Origin of the sequence: Ahniella affigens (genome assembly GCF_003015185.1) — a bacterium.
Classification (GTDB): domain Bacteria; phylum Pseudomonadota; class Gammaproteobacteria; order Xanthomonadales; family Ahniellaceae; genus Ahniella; species Ahniella affigens.
This window is the reverse complement of sequence record NZ_CP027861.1, coordinates 16874-30999: the sequence shown is the minus strand read 5'-3', so window position 1 is coordinate 30999 and position 14126 is coordinate 16874. Positions and strand designations below refer to the sequence as shown.

Sequence of the window (14126 nt, the reverse complement as noted above, 5' to 3'; positions counted from 1 at the left end):
CAGGGCTTGAAGCGACAGTCGATACAGCCGTTCCGCAACCAGCACGTCTTTTGGGTCTGGATCTGCTTCTATAGTCGCGAGTGACCTTCGGATCAACATCTCCTCGTGGCTCCTCGGCCTTGGAGATACCTGTTTCGCGCCGGCAGCTGGAAGCCTAGTGTCTGAGGCAGTCTCGCCATTCGTGACACTCTGATCACGAGCTTCCGCTGTCGCGAGTGCCTCTCTTACTGCGGCCACGTTTGCTTGTGTCTTTATTTTGCGGTCAGCGCGGATATCAGAGGAGAGCTTGTCGATTCTCTCCGAGACTGACTGACTCAATGACGCCACGACGCCGTCTATGTGCTTCCGAGTTGCCTCTCCTTCGCCTTCGATTTCCTTCTGAACAGCGTCCTGCTTGCTCACAAGCAGGTCTAAAGTACTGTCTATGTCAGCGGCGCGCGTCTCAGTCTCGTGCTCCTTTCGAACTTCCTCCTGGTGCCACCCATACTGCAAGAACGCAGCAGCGATGCATAGCGCTACATTGGCGAGGTGCAAAATCGCGGTGTACCGATCACCTCTCCATTGGAAGACAGCCCATATGGCCAGGAACAGCGCGAGAATAGGGAAGACCCACCAAAACCTGGCGTTCCCAGAGAGCAACCCCATCCATGTCACGGCTCCAGTAAACAATACGGCACCGGCCCGTTCGAATCGCTTGCGAGCTGACATAGGTCCTCCCCGTACGGCCATTCTATGTTACGGGAAGCGACCAGCAGCGTGCGACCAGCGTGTGCGTTTTTTGCTCGGAACGCCTAATTGGCATGTTACGTAGGCTTTAATCAGCTTCGAGTCTGCTTTCGCCTTTCAGAGCCTGAAAGTAGGCCGTGACACGGCCTGGTCACCGAGTTTCAGCGGCCTAAAGGTGGGCGGCGCTTGGCATCAAGCGAACCACCTGCATCTCACAACGATCCATGCCCGCGTAACGACCAAACAGCGGCTTGGCCAGAACCCTGCCTGCGCTTGGAACGGCGAGCCGACCGTGCTTGACATCGTCCTTAGTTCGGGCGCCAAACCAGACGGCGCCTTGCGCTCCGCGCGCATCAGAAAGGCTCAGCCGCAGGTGGGTACCGTCCCCCATCTCCTTTACCTTGTCGATTGCATAGTCACCCTGGAAGATAGGCGCCGGAAACCCGCGTCCAAACGGTTCCAGGTCGACCAATTCTGAGCGGAGCGTCATCGACCGTGGCCAGGGTCCGTCAACCCACACGACCGGACCCAGCTCGACCCCTGGCCAAGCCTGTCGGCGCGCCACCTCGGCATTAAAGGCATCAGCGAATTCCGCCAGCCGCGTCCGCTCAAGCGTGAGGCCAGCAGCCCCGGGGTGGCCACCATGCTTGACTAAGCAGCTATGCCGTTCCTGGATCGTGTCCAGGAGATTCTTGATGTCGACGCCTGGCACCGACCTACAACTGCCACTCAGCAGCAAAGGATCGTCCGGCCGAGGGGAACAGCAAATCGTCGGTCGCCCGAAAGCCTCCACAACGCGGCTTGCCGTGATCCCGTGGACGCCCACGTGGCCCTGCTCAAGCACGATGACGAATCCCACTCGATGGAGTTTGCTGAGCTGGTTAGCCTGTACGAACGCGACCGCGTTTAACTCCGCCTCGATAGCCTTTCGCTCTTGGTTCGCCGTGTCGAGCTCCGAGACCCAGTGGCGCGCGGATTCGGCTGACTCCGACAGCAGAGCATGGACACCGGCCATTGCCTCATCAACACGTCCACGCGCGTTAATGCGCGGGCCCACCATGAACGAGAGATCAGAAGATAGCCAAGGCGATCGGCGACCAGGATCAGGTTGGATCACTTCTGAGAACGCTCTCCATGCTTGCCTCGGCGCTGCAGCAATCTGCCGCAAGCCGGCGCGAACTACGGCGCGGTTGTTCACAGACGCCAAAGAGACACAGTCGACGGTCGTACCCAGTGCCACAAAGTCGAGCAATGACTTTGCATCTTCTCCCTGCGACAGGGGCCAACCGGCCTCTCGAAGAAGAGAAGCCACCTGGGTCATCAAGAGCCATGCGACATAGCATCCCGCCACGGTCGGATCGTATCGGCTATCAGCGCGTGTCGGATTCACGGTGGCCACGGCCGACCCCGGGGGGCCGGCAGCAGGGCACCCATGGTGATCGCTCACGATGACGTCAACGCCTGCGTTTCGCAACTGTTGAATCTGAGCTTCATCTGACGTTCCTTGATCGACGGTGATCAGCAGGCTCGGTATCCGCTCTGCACCCAGAAGCCTCGCGACGAAGTGGCGAGACACGCCGTAGCCCTCCTGCAGCCGATGCGTAGTAAGCGGCATCACATTGTGCGCCGGAACACCAAATACCCGGACCAAGAAAGACCAGACCACGCATTGCCCGGTGACCCCATCAGCATCGTGATCAGAGGCAATCGCAATGAGTTCGCCCTGGTGGATGGCTTTCGCGATCCGCTCTGCTGCCTGGCGAATGTCGGGCATCCCGGTGGGACGCTCCAGTTGGCTGAGCGATGGTCGAACGAGGCGTTCAACAGAGCCAGCGGCGGCAACCTCCTTGATTCCGACCCGACCAGCGATCAGCGCAGCTTGAAATCGCGAGAAGCCTTCCTCTTGCGCGAGCGCTTCGACCTGGCTGTCCCGACTTCGGAGCCGGATCGCAGGGGAGGGTGGTTGGACATTGTTGGGATTGGCAGCCATCAGGGGAAATACCAGTCATGGGGGTTCTACTAGTCACCACGGTGGCCGGCTGTCGGCAAATTCAGCGCAGCCGAGCGCATGAAAGCTGGAAAAAAACGCCCTTTTTCACGGGAACCTGTGGAACTCAAGCCAATAGCCTTTCGGTACTGAAAAGAGGGCTTTCACGTGAAAATCGCTGTGGTGCTTTTGAGCCTGGTCGCCGGCACGTGCTCGGCGGCAACACTCACCATCAACAAAGCCGGCGGTGGCGCCGCCGCAATTGCCATCGCAAACGGTCCATCGACCGTCGACTCCCGTACCGGTGATGTGACAGTGACACCCGTCGCCACCGCTGGGACACCCGGGGACGGCTGGTGCCCGACAGGTCCAACGGTGGCACCGACAATGACTTCGCCGAGCGTCTACCTGGCCTTGCCGAATGGCGCCAGATACCGCATTCCTCTGGCATCTGCACAAAATCCATCATGGTTCCCAGGTTTTGGAAACTGGACCATTTCGGCAAAGGCAGCTGCCGGTGTTCCGGGCGACGGTTGGTGTCCGACGATCACAGTGCCGGCGCCGACATTCACGACCTCTCTGATTGCACAGCCGGCGAGCATCTCTGCCGGTCAGCAAACGATGTTGACATGGGCAACCGCGAACGCAACAACGTGCTCTACGTCCGGAACGACCCTGCCATCCGGTGTCACAAGCGTGTCTGGGTGGATGAGCACCATGGCAACGAGCAGCATCGGAACGGTGCTGACACTACCCAGTGCGGGTACCTATGTGTTCCGACTTACCTGCACGGGTGCCGGGGGCTCTGTGGCAAGTAGTGCAAGCGTGAACGTCAGTGGCTCGGGAGGTGGTGGAACGTCATGCACTGGCACCCATCTTCCACCGTCCAATCGCTCTCGACAGACGACGATGGCGATCGACACTACAGATCTTTGGGCAGCCTCCAACACCGACTGGCCCAGGAACTCTGTAGTTGACACTACCATGTGGAATCCGGCTCCTCCTGGCCAGCTCGATGCCAACGGAGTCAATCGAAGCTTCATGGGGCGCTTCGGCGGCAACCCTGGCGATACCGGCACCTTGGAGGTCTCCAGCTCCAAGTATGTCGCTTTTCAAATCGACACCACAGGCCAGTCAAACAAATATGGCGCCATCAACTGGGAACAACCTGGTGCTTCTGGTGCCCCCTTGCTCATCACGATCTCTCCCTGCCCGGGCGACTTCTCGCCTGCATCCGCCCAGTGCAAAAGCGACGGCACAGCTGCATCCGGAATGGGCTGGACCACCGGTCAAACACCAAGCAACTATTGCAAACTGACACCCGGGACGACTTACTACCTGAATGTGGTATTCGGATCGCCATCGAGCCCGGGCACAAGCACTTGCTCATTTGCCAAGTGTCGGTGGCTGTTCTCTTCCAGTTGTCAGGGGGGGTGCACGCCATGAGCACAATGCGATCTCGAATGGACCGAGGCGAACCAAGGCTTTCGGCACCGATGGCGCTGCTCATGCTTCTCTTGTTGTCGCTCACCGGTGTCAGCGATGCTTCAAGCGGATCGCGACTTTCAGTCGATCAGTGCATTGTGGTTGTCGCAAGCATGTACGAAATCGATCCGCTGCCAATCTATCTGCTCCGAGATGTCGAGGGCGGCTGGGAAGGTGCCGTCCGCAAGAATGACAATGGGACGGAGGATCTCGGCCCGATGCAGGTGAATTCGATCCATCTGGCTGAGTTCGGGCGCTATGGCATCTCCCGAGAGGACATTCGCGACAATGTAGCTTGCCGAAACGTATTCGTGGCCGTCTCGCTCTATATCCGCCACCTCAGAGCCAGCGATGGCAATGCGGCGAAGGCCATCGCTCGGTATCACTCCAAGAGCCCAGCCTATGCGTCTGTCTATCTGCGCAAGATTGCGGCTGCAATCGCGAGACGCAAGCAGGCTAAGCAAGCCCTAGGCGACCGATAGGAGCTGACAATGGCTGAACGGAAAAAGAGGGCAAGCACTGCGACACCGGCGGCTGCATTTTATCTAGGCCAGATTCATGCCTTCCAAGTCTTTGAACAGCTCATCAGGCTGCACTTTGCCTCGGGCGCGCTGGCCACCACGCCGCAAGTTGCCGGACTCCGAGGCGCTGTTGCTCGCGGCGCGCAGGAAGCATGGTCGAATGCTGCGGAGTACGTCTACGGCCATCAAGCTGAGACCAGTGCGAGCGAACCAATACCGATGGTCTATTTCGACATTGATCGCGAGGTTCCGAAGATCATCACCGTCGTCCGGAGAGGTGAGGTCAGCCATCCAATCATTGTGATGCCGTTGATCAGGACCGTTGAGCTCGATCGCCTTTCGATCCAAGCCAGAATCGACATCACTGATCCTGCCCATATCGCGCCGGCAGTGCGCCATGAAGTGCTCACTGCATGCTGTGCCGACCTCCGTTCCGCGACAGCGGTTGAGGGTCCCCAAGCCTGCCGTGATCGCTTGGAGGCTTTGAGCAGCTTTTACGGGGAAGCGCTGGCCACTTTTGCGACCGGCCGGCCGGATTGGCCTGCCGAGCTCGCAGCAACTGTTGGATATGAGATCACGTCGATTCTTGAGGCCATTCGAGACGATATCGGTCAGTTGCCTAAGCGGGCATCAGTCGAGGAGTGGGCCGCTTTGATTCAGCGCTTCGAGCACCTGAAGTTCGAGGCATCAGAATCCCTGAATCGCGAAAACGATCGCCTATTGGGCTCTCGCGATCTCAAGGGAGTCGCCGTCCAGGTCTGCCTTCGTAGCGATCCGCCATCTCCCCCCGCAGTTCTCCTGGTCCGTGAGCGCGGCAGACTCGCGAAGAGAACGATTCCCAACTGATCTCGTTACAGAACGGCAAGACGGGATCCGATTGCGCGGATCAATTCGTTCAACGGCGCAAATGGTTGACGACGTCCCGGCTAAGCCGCCGTTCATTTGGTTGTGGCAGGTCACGGTGAGGCTCCGATTTTCGGTGAATTTGCCAACTTGGCTGGTCCATGTCTGACTGAACGGGCCGGAGGCCGCGCTTCGCGCGCCTGTGCTCACGCAGACAGAGGACGAATTCGACATGGACCAGAATCAACCGAGTCCGCCCCACTGGCGCGCGCTCGACATCGATCATGAGTGGCAAGTTGCCCTCTATCTGCCAAAGCGCTACGAAGACTTTTCGGAGCCCACTACAGCCTGGTCCACCCTGCCAGTCGGGGAGCGGCACTTGCTGGTTGTCGAACCAGCATCGATCGATCTGCAGGGCGGCACAACACCAAGGCTGCGCCTTACCATTCCGGATTCTATCCTTGGCCCGTGCTACGCCTATCTGTACGGGGCCAGGGAAGAACTAGCAGCCGCATCTGAGGCTATTCGCGGCGGCCGACCAGGCTTCCTGTGCACCCGAAAGGACATCGATGGCAGGACCACACTGGCGATTTCGGAAATCGTACCCGAGAAGTGGATTGGTCGGATCCGTCCCGTGTATTCGGTGAGGCCCAAGTCGGTTTCTGCGGAGGATGCCCGCGACCTAATTGCGAATCACTTGCCAGGTGCGCTCCATCGCGCAAGCGAACACCTCTGCCGCGAGGCGGCGTTCCTTGGAGACGAATCTGCAATCACCTTCCAAGTCGGTTGCGATGGCTGGGCACTTGCAGACATCTTGGATCAGGTCCACCGGCCATCATCACTTGAGTACGGCACACACGCCCTCAAGGCACTCGAACACCTTGCCGCATTGGTTGGTCTGTGGCGCGCTCGGAGTGGGTCTGATGACGTGCCCTTTGTGGCGATCAAGCTGGCCACTATCGAGCGCCGCATGAAGGACACTGGCCTCGCGTTGACAAGAGACCAGTTGGCCGCGATTGGTCACATTCAAGGGTTTCTAGCTCGGTCGAAGCGCGCGCATGTGCTGATTTCCGGGGATGTTGGCACGGGAAAGACGGCTGTCCTCGGTGTCATCGCCGCGGCGACTGTCGATGCAGGCTTCACAGTCGTGCTCGTGGCACCGACCGGGCCCCTCGCTGGGCAGTTGGCAGGTCAGTTACGTGAGTGGTTCCCAGATGTGCCTGTAGGCTTGGTAACGGGTGAGCACCAAGAACTCCCGGAGCAGGAGGGTGCCCCCATCATGGTCGGAACGACCGCCGTTCTCGGCTTCAGCATTTCCGGGGTAGGGGTGGTAATGGTTGACGAGCAGCACCGGTTCAGCCGCGAGCAGCGAGAGACGTTTGTGGCCAATGGCGCTCATCTGATCGAAGCCAGTGCTACCTGCATTCCGCGCACAACTGCGCTGGCCAAGTACGGGGCTTGTGAGGTCTGTGAGCTCAGGGAGACACCGTATCCAAAAACGATTCGTACGACGTTCTTCAACGAATCCGAGAAGCGAGACCTGTTTGCCCAAATCAGGGCATTCGTGCTCGCCGGGGGTCAACTGATTGTCGTCTATCCAGAGCGCGGGGACCCTGCTTCTGAGCCCGGTGATCCCACCCGCACCGTCCGCGACGCACTGCCCCGGTGGCAACAGCTGACACCCAACGCGGAGGCTCTGACGGGCCAGGACGACGCAGAGACGAAGCGTGCTGTTCTACAGCGCATTCGCGACGGGATCACCCAGGTCCTGGTCACCACGACGGTCGTTGAGGTGGGAATTGACTTGCCCTCGGTGCGAGGAGTCCTGATCATGCATCCACAGCACTTCGGCGTGGCCACCATGCATCAGATTCGCGGGCGTGTCGCTCGATTGGGCGGCACCGGCTATTGTTGGATCTATGCGCCTGAGCGCCTATCGTCAGCTTCTGAGGCTCGGGTGCGCGCGCTGGTAAGCACCACCGACGGATTTGAATTGAGTAGGCTTGACCTCGATCTGCGCGGATGGGGCAACCTTGCGCCCGACTCCAGTGAGCAGTCTGGTGCCGACCGCTCCATAGTGTTTGGTCGGCCAATCAGCCCTGGGGCAGCTGAAGCGGTAATGCCGATACTCGATCAGCTGGCCGTAAGACGCGCTGTGGCTCGAACTGAAGGAGCAGAAGGGGAACCCGGACAGTCCTCGCCCACACGGCAACACCAGGGGTCGGCAAGGGGTCCAATGATCTAACAAGCCCCGGCGATAGCGGAAGGAAACAGGGAAAAAACACCGGCTTTTCACGGGCATGCTTCTTCCGGGGCTTTCTAGAATGAAGGCCCGGAGAACCGACTATGCTCATGAAAAAGACATTGATTGCGCTCGCTTTGGCTGCTGCCATCGGCGTTGCCAGTACGACACGGAGCAATTCCCAGCTGGATGAACTGATTGAGCGCGCCACTTCCGGCGATATTGCCGCGCAGCGCGAGCTCGGTCAGGCGTATCTCCAAGGCACGGATGTTGCGCGTGACGACGGTCAGGGCGTGAGCTGGCTGACGCAGGCAGCCGACGCAAAGGACACTGAAGCCGCCTACTTGCTCGGCGACTACTACGGCAGAATGGCCGCCTCCAGTCCGCGCCCAAACCTGATCTTGCTCCAGAAGCAGGCCCAGTATCTGAAGACCGCTGCAATTGCTGGCCATCCCAAGGCGACTCTGGACATGGCTGAGTTGCTGCTCACGCGCGCCTCTGCCGAGGATGTGCCCGAGGAGAAACGTGCACGTGCCATCGCTGACGGGGAACTGCTGTTGCGCCACGGCGCCGATAACGGATATGTCCCCGCGATGATCGACCTAGCAGACCGACTTGAGACCGGCCGAGGCATCAAGGCGAATCCCGAAGAGTCGTTGTCATATCGGGAGCGCGCAGCAACAAAGGGCGACAAACCGTCTCAGTATCGCCTCTACACGTTCTACTCTGACCAGCAAAACCCAAGGCGCTCTGAGACCCGCGCTCGACTCTGGCTGAAGAGGGCAGCTGATGCTGGCCACGGTCAGGCGTCGGCAGACTATGCTCGAATGCTGATGTCTGGCCAGGGCACCCCCAAGAACCTCGATTTAGCAGCTAAGTACGTCGCTGCAGCGGAAGCAGCGAGCGTTCCCGATTCAGTGCAGCTGCGGAAAGACCTTGACGCTCAACGAAAGGTCGTCGATCAGCGCACGGCTGCCGAGGTGTTGGCTACGACCGATGCGCTTGCGCCACCTTCTATCCCACCCAAGCCTGACGCAATCGTTCGACCTCCGGAGACGCTTAATGACTCGGGCACAGAGTCGGCTGATAGTCTGCTTACGGATCCTGTTGTTGCTCAGTTCTCATCCCAGATCCAGGCGCTGGAGGAACGACTCCAGGCCCTCGGAACCCATGCTGAGGACCTGAAGGCGCAAGTGGCAGAGCGAGACAGTCGCATCGCAGAGCTGCAACGCGAGCGTGATGCTGCACTCGCATGGCGAGCACAGTCTGAAAGTGCAATCGCCAAGATCAATCGGGTGCTTGTCGAGTCCGGAATGGCGCCTATCAAGCTCCGGGATCCACCAAAATTCCAGAAGCCTTACCAAGAGAAAGCGCCAGTTCTTGCCGTCGTTCCTTCCCCCAGCAACGGTGCTGACGACTATGCCAAGGGCATCGTGTCTATGCGAGCCAAGCGCTACGAAGAAGCGCGAACCCTGTTCGAGCGCGCTTCTAGTCGCGGGCACACTGGTGCGGCAAACAACCTTGGTCTGATGCTCGTGCGAGGCCTCGGCGGACCGCCAGCGGTTGACAAGGGCATCGCGCTGCTCGTCAAGGCAGCGAACGCAGGGAGCGCCAGCGCAGCCGAAAGCCTTGCTGCAATGTACGATTTCGGGATCGGCGTCGAGCGTGATCGCAACCTCGCAATTGAGTACTACGAGTTGGCTGTCCGGCGCGGCTCGGAGAAGGCGAAGACGGGCTTGGCCAGGCTGCAATCTGATAGTCCCGCTCTGTCTCAGCTGTGATCTGATTGATACACCGCCGAAAAGCCGGGTGTTCGCCCGGCTTTTCGCGTTTCAGCCTGCTCGAAAGCGCGAAAAAATGCTCGGTTTGCGCGGGTCTCACGCGTACGTGAATCCATACCCTGGGCGAACTTGCAGGGTGCTACATGTCTTTCCATTCCCCGTCCCCATTTCTCAGGTTCATTGCCAATGTCGCTCGCTCCATGGGCCTTGCGACCAGTGCGCTACCGGCTGCTCCGACAGCACAGCCTGTCCCGACCGCTGGACCGCTCGTGCCGGCACCACAGCCTGCGCAACGAGTTTCCTTGCCCTTCGTGCAGAACCAGGCCAACCTGGCCGCGTATCCGCCCGAAAGTCCGCTGCTGAGGCACATGTCTGCCGCAGAGCTACTTGCGCCTCACCAGGAACTCATCGCGCGAATCAATCGAGCACTGGGTCTAAACGACACCCAAGTGAGGGCTGTCGTGCAGCCTATGTTGGAGCGATTCGCGAGATATGCACACCTGATACCCGCGTCTGAGTCCGACCACCATTGTGAACCAGGTGGCTTGCTGCAGCATTCACTTGAGACAGCCTTCTATGCCATCCAGCAAACCGAGGCAATGGTTTTCGCGCTTGAGGAGCCACCTGACCGCCGGCGAAAGATCGAGCCATTGTGGCGCTTTGCGGCATTCACTGGCGGCTTGGTTCACGATATCGGGAAGGCCCTGGAGTCTGTACACGCCCGATCCCCTGGAGGCGCCTCGGAATGGCAGCCAACAACCGAGCCGATCTCCAAATGGCTTGACGAAAACGGCCTAGAGGCTTTTGAGCTGACGTGGAACCCAGATCGGAAGCTCAGGTCGCACGAGAAATTCGGCGCCATACTCGCCGTCGAAATTCTCGGCCCCGACGGTGTCCAGCACCTTGAGAGCGTCCCCGGCGCCGGCGTGTTCAGCGCCTTGCTCGACGCGTTGGCAATGAGCCGCGATCGGAAAAGCACGCTTGCCACAATCATCAGCAAAGCGGATGGGCTATCCGTAGAGCAGGACTATGAAGCCCTGCGAGCACGACCGTCAATGCGCGATGCGCATCAACGCTTGGCATATCGAGTCATGCGGCTCGCCATGCTTCGGATTCGGGAGGGCTACTGGCGCCCTAACCAGCCGGGCCAGCCGATCTGGTGCGCCGTTGATGGTGTGTTTGCTGTCGTCCCTGGTTTTTACAACGGCATCCTCGAATCTGCCCAGGCGATCAACGAAGCTGGCATTCCTCACCACTCCTCGCGCATTCGCGCCGAACTCGCCCGCGCCGGTCTAATCGAGGCTGACGCCCAGGGAGAGCCCTCACTCACCACGCTTGCACTACCAACGCCGACGGCAGGCGTCACGTCAAATGAGGTTGCGATCAGAATTCTGCGCCCAGACCTGCTCCTCGGCGATGTCCCTCCGCCACCGCCAATCCACATTCGACCGCACCAAGGCCTCATGGATCCGCCAGAGGCTCCCAAGCACCCTCGGGCTGCGAAGCGCGATGCACCGAAACCGAAGGATGAGCAGGGCGATCTATTCACCGTGCAAGCTGAGCCAGAGGCAAAGCCCGCTGCAGACGCCTCAGGGGATCTTCCGGAGACGCCGAGTATTCCTGCTCCCGCGCCTTCTGATCCGGATCGCGATCAGGCAAGTGAGTGGTTCGAGTCGCAACAGGCTGCCGGCGAGATCATGAGAGCCATTCTCGACGCGAACTTGAGTACAGATGGTCCAATCCAGGTGTACAGGCTCGACGGCCGGTGTCTAATCGAGACGGTTGGTCTGGTCACGTCGATCGGGTTCAGTTTGCGAGAAATCATTGACGCACTGGCAGATCGATGGCTGGATCATGTTGCGCCGGATGGCACCACCCGATACGCGTTTGAGCACAAGGTCGCTGGCCGATCTAGGAAGGTGTTTGCTCTGAATGCAGAGGCAAGCTCATATGCCTTCAAGTACGCGCCGGAGCTGTTCGATCCATCCAGTCGGCGCGCCGCGATGTCACTTGCAAACACGGCCGCTCCGGCTCCGAAGCGTGGGCGCAAGACATGAGTGTGAGCACGAGTACGGACTACGAGTATCAAGACCCATTTCGCCCGATCTACGAGGTCTACTCAATCGTGGGCTGGCTATCTGGTGCAGTCGGCCTGGCACTGGCCGGAGCATGGCACGGTGCCCCTGGAAGTTACTATGCCGCTGTCGGAGCCGCCGCGGTGTGGGGGTTGAGAGATGTTCCCGAGGCCATGCGCCTCATGGCGCAGCGCAAGCGACTGGCCGGCCGTTCGCTGACCTTCGGGTCGCTCAGTGACATCAAGGCCAAGATGGCTCAGCGGCCGGATGCAATCTGGCTCGGCGTCGGGTTTCGTTGGGGTCAAGCAGAGGCTCAGTTGGCTTCCGAAATCAAACGTCGGTCCCCGCAAAGAATGATCGCTGACGATCCGCGCAAGGGCCAGCCATGGCTCCACGGAATTGGGGCTGTGGAAGAGGATGTTTACCTGCCCATCGACCATGCACGCGGCCACACGCTGATTGTTGGAACCACGGGATCCGGGAAGACCCGGTTACTGGAAAATCTGATCGCCCAGGCAATCCTGCGCAATGAAGCTTGCATCATCATTGATCCTAAAGGCGACAAAGAGCTCTTGGCCACGGCTCGAGCAGTTTGCGCTGCGCAAGGTCGACCTGATCGATTCGCGATGGTGCACAAAGCTTTCGCCCAGCAGTCCATTCGCCTGGATCCGATGAAGAACTTTGCGAGCTCGGCGCAGCTCGCCACGCGCGTGGCGACTCTGGTAGCCAGGGACAAGAGCCTCGACGCCTTCTCAGGATTCTGTCAGAAAACTTTGAAAGTGATCGCGGACGGACTGTTGATGATGGGCAAGAAGCCATCCTTGCGGGCGTTCCTCCAGTACGTCGAAGGTGGCGTGGACGGACTGCTGATTCGAACACTTGCCTACCATTTTTCGTTGGTTGCACCGCCCCAATGGCAAAGCACGACGACTGACGCTCGCCGTTCCATCGCGGCCAAACCAGGCGTGACTCCTGACCAAGCCACCGCAAAGGCGTACGTCGCTTACTATCGAGAAAGCCAGGACACAGTCCAAGGCATGAAGTCAGCAGTCATAGACGGTCTGATCGGGCAGTTCGAGCATGACCGTACCCACGCTGCCAAACTTCTCGTCAGTCTAATCCCCATTCTCCACATGCTCACTACCGGTGACCTTGGCGAATTGTTGTCACCGATCGAAAGCGATCCAACGGACCAACGCGACATACTGGACTTTCGCCGAATCATTGAAAATCGCCGTGTCCTGTACATTGGACTCGACAGCCTCAGTGACCCCATGGTCGGTACCGCCATGGGGAGCCTACTGCTCGCTGACCTGGCCAGTCTCGCCGGGGACATCTACAACTACGAGGGGGCGAGCGTCCCGATTGCATGCTTCATTGACGAGGCCGCAGAATGCATCAGCGACCCGACCATCGCGCTGCTGAACAAGGGCCGCGGGGCCGGGTTTTCGCTCACCATCCTCACTCAGACGTTTGCGGATTTTGCTGCCGCGGTCGGCAGCGAACCAAAGGCTCGTATGATCCTGGGCAACGCGAACAACCTCATCTGTCAGCGGATCAAGGATGGGGACACGCAACGATACGTGGCAGAGAACGTGCCCGAGACGGTCATCCGCTCCGTTGCCCGGTCGCAAGGCGCCTCAAACAACAGCATTTCACCCATAGCCTTCACTGGCTCTGTGTCCGAGTCCCTGAAGGAGGAGACGTGCCCCCTCATAGACCCCGCGACACTGGGCTGCCTGCCTGACTTGGAGTTTTTTGCGAACATTTCCGGTGGCCACGTCTATAAGGTCGCCACCCCAATTCTGAGGATGGAGCCAAACTGTGGAACACAAGCATGAAACCACCCCCGCTCTCGGGGTACGATTGGCCCATGGCCCCGTCCCCCCGAAATCAAGAGCTCATTCGGAACCGTCGCCGGCAGGCCGAGTCGCTGCTTGTCGAAGTGCTGCGCGAAACCGAAACGCTGGCTCAGGCGTCCGCGATCTGGCTCACTTGGCCCGTCGCCAAGACGCTCGCCTTGCAAATCAGCTGGTTTTTGACCTCTCGCGTTTTGCATCCGAGTGGGTACACCCTGCTGAGTCTGTGCATCGTCAAGGCGTTCAAGCGCTTCGAAGAGCGCTGCACAGATCTGGGAAGCGCGCATGACGTCCGGTGCCTGGTCGCGTTTGTCCGGGGCGCCCTTGAGGCGCTTCCGGCCGTCATCGAGGTCCGTGTTCGAAGCGGGATCCAAGAATGGGACCCCCTCAGCGGCCAACCGCTCGGCGAGTTCCTTGAGGCCAATCCGCGAGCGGTGGTCGAACAGGCGCCGCCAGACGATGCAGCCGTCGAGCGCAATCCCGAGGCGCTGCGGCTGTTTTGGTTATCCCAACTCCTCGATCCTGCCGACATGGCAGCGCTCGCTGAGCATCTCGACGAGATTACGACGGGAAGCATCCGGCCCTAAACCACCAGTGCCTTGCGGGG

8 protein-coding genes are annotated in these 14126 nt (G+C 59.8%); 7 read left to right on the top strand and 1 reads right to left on the bottom strand.

The annotated features are described in order from the left end of the window. Positions 1–895: 895 nt before the first annotated feature. Positions 896–2716, bottom strand: a complete 1821-nt coding sequence (locus tag C7S18_RS23545; RefSeq protein WP_106894187.1) for a single-stranded-DNA-specific exonuclease RecJ — start codon at positions 2714–2716, stop codon at positions 896–898. A gap of 1505 nt (positions 2717–4221) precedes the next feature. On the opposite strand from C7S18_RS23545, the gene C7S18_RS23540 reads away from it, so the two are divergent. The 7 genes from C7S18_RS23540 to C7S18_RS23510 all read left to right on the top strand — a co-directional run bounded on the left by C7S18_RS23540 (position 4222) and on the right by C7S18_RS23510 (position 14106). Next, positions 4222–4680, top strand: coding sequence for a lytic transglycosylase domain-containing protein (locus tag C7S18_RS23540; protein ID WP_146152100.1), 459 nt, complete (start codon positions 4222–4224; stop codon positions 4678–4680). 9 nt (positions 4681–4689) lie between these two features. Beyond that, entirely contained in the window at positions 4690–5565 is an 876-nt protein-coding gene (locus C7S18_RS23535) for a hypothetical protein (RefSeq protein WP_146152099.1), read from the top strand. 229 nt (positions 5566–5794) lie between these two features. Continuing rightward, positions 5795–7807, top strand: coding sequence for a DEAD/DEAH box helicase (locus C7S18_RS23530; protein ID WP_146152098.1), 2013 nt, complete (start codon positions 5795–5797; stop codon positions 7805–7807). 107 nt (positions 7808–7914) lie between these two features. Next, a complete protein-coding gene (locus tag C7S18_RS23525; protein ID WP_170113486.1) occupies positions 7915–9585 on the top strand; it encodes a tetratricopeptide repeat protein in 1671 nt (556 codons plus the stop codon). Positions 9586–9728: 143 nt separating this feature from the next. Continuing rightward, complete coding sequence (gene mobH, locus C7S18_RS23520; protein ID WP_106894182.1) at positions 9729–11642, top strand: MobH family relaxase; 1914 nt, start codon at positions 9729–9731, stop codon at positions 11640–11642. Continuing rightward, entirely contained in the window at positions 11639–13501 is a 1863-nt protein-coding gene (gene traD, locus C7S18_RS23515; protein ID WP_106894181.1) for a conjugative transfer system coupling protein TraD, read from the top strand. Before mobH ends, traD begins: the two co-directional genes overlap by 4 nt. A 32-nt stretch (positions 13502–13533) precedes the next feature. Then, entirely contained in the window at positions 13534–14106 is a 573-nt protein-coding gene (locus C7S18_RS23510; RefSeq protein WP_106894180.1) for a hypothetical protein, read from the top strand. The last annotated feature ends 20 nt before the right edge of the window (positions 14107–14126 follow it).

Coding starts and splice junctions, on each gene's coding strand:
- traD (WP_106894181.1), top strand. CDS start 11,639: ATGAGTGTGAGCACGAGTACGGACTACGAGTATCAAGACCCATTTCGC.
- C7S18_RS23530 (WP_146152098.1), top strand. CDS start 5,795: ATGGACCAGAATCAACCGAGTCCGCCCCACTGGCGCGCGCTCGACATC.
- C7S18_RS23545 (WP_106894187.1), bottom strand. CDS start 2,716: ATGGCTGCCAATCCCAACAATGTCCAACCACCCTCCCCTGCGATCCGG.
- C7S18_RS23525 (WP_170113486.1), top strand. CDS start 7,915: ATGAAAAAGACATTGATTGCGCTCGCTTTGGCTGCTGCCATCGGCGTT.
- C7S18_RS23540 (WP_146152100.1), top strand. CDS start 4,222: ATGCTTCTCTTGTTGTCGCTCACCGGTGTCAGCGATGCTTCAAGCGGA.
- C7S18_RS23510 (WP_106894180.1), top strand. CDS start 13,534: ATGGCCCCGTCCCCCCGAAATCAAGAGCTCATTCGGAACCGTCGCCGG.
- C7S18_RS23535 (WP_146152099.1), top strand. CDS start 4,690: ATGGCTGAACGGAAAAAGAGGGCAAGCACTGCGACACCGGCGGCTGCA.
- mobH (WP_106894182.1), top strand. CDS start 9,729: ATGTCTTTCCATTCCCCGTCCCCATTTCTCAGGTTCATTGCCAATGTC.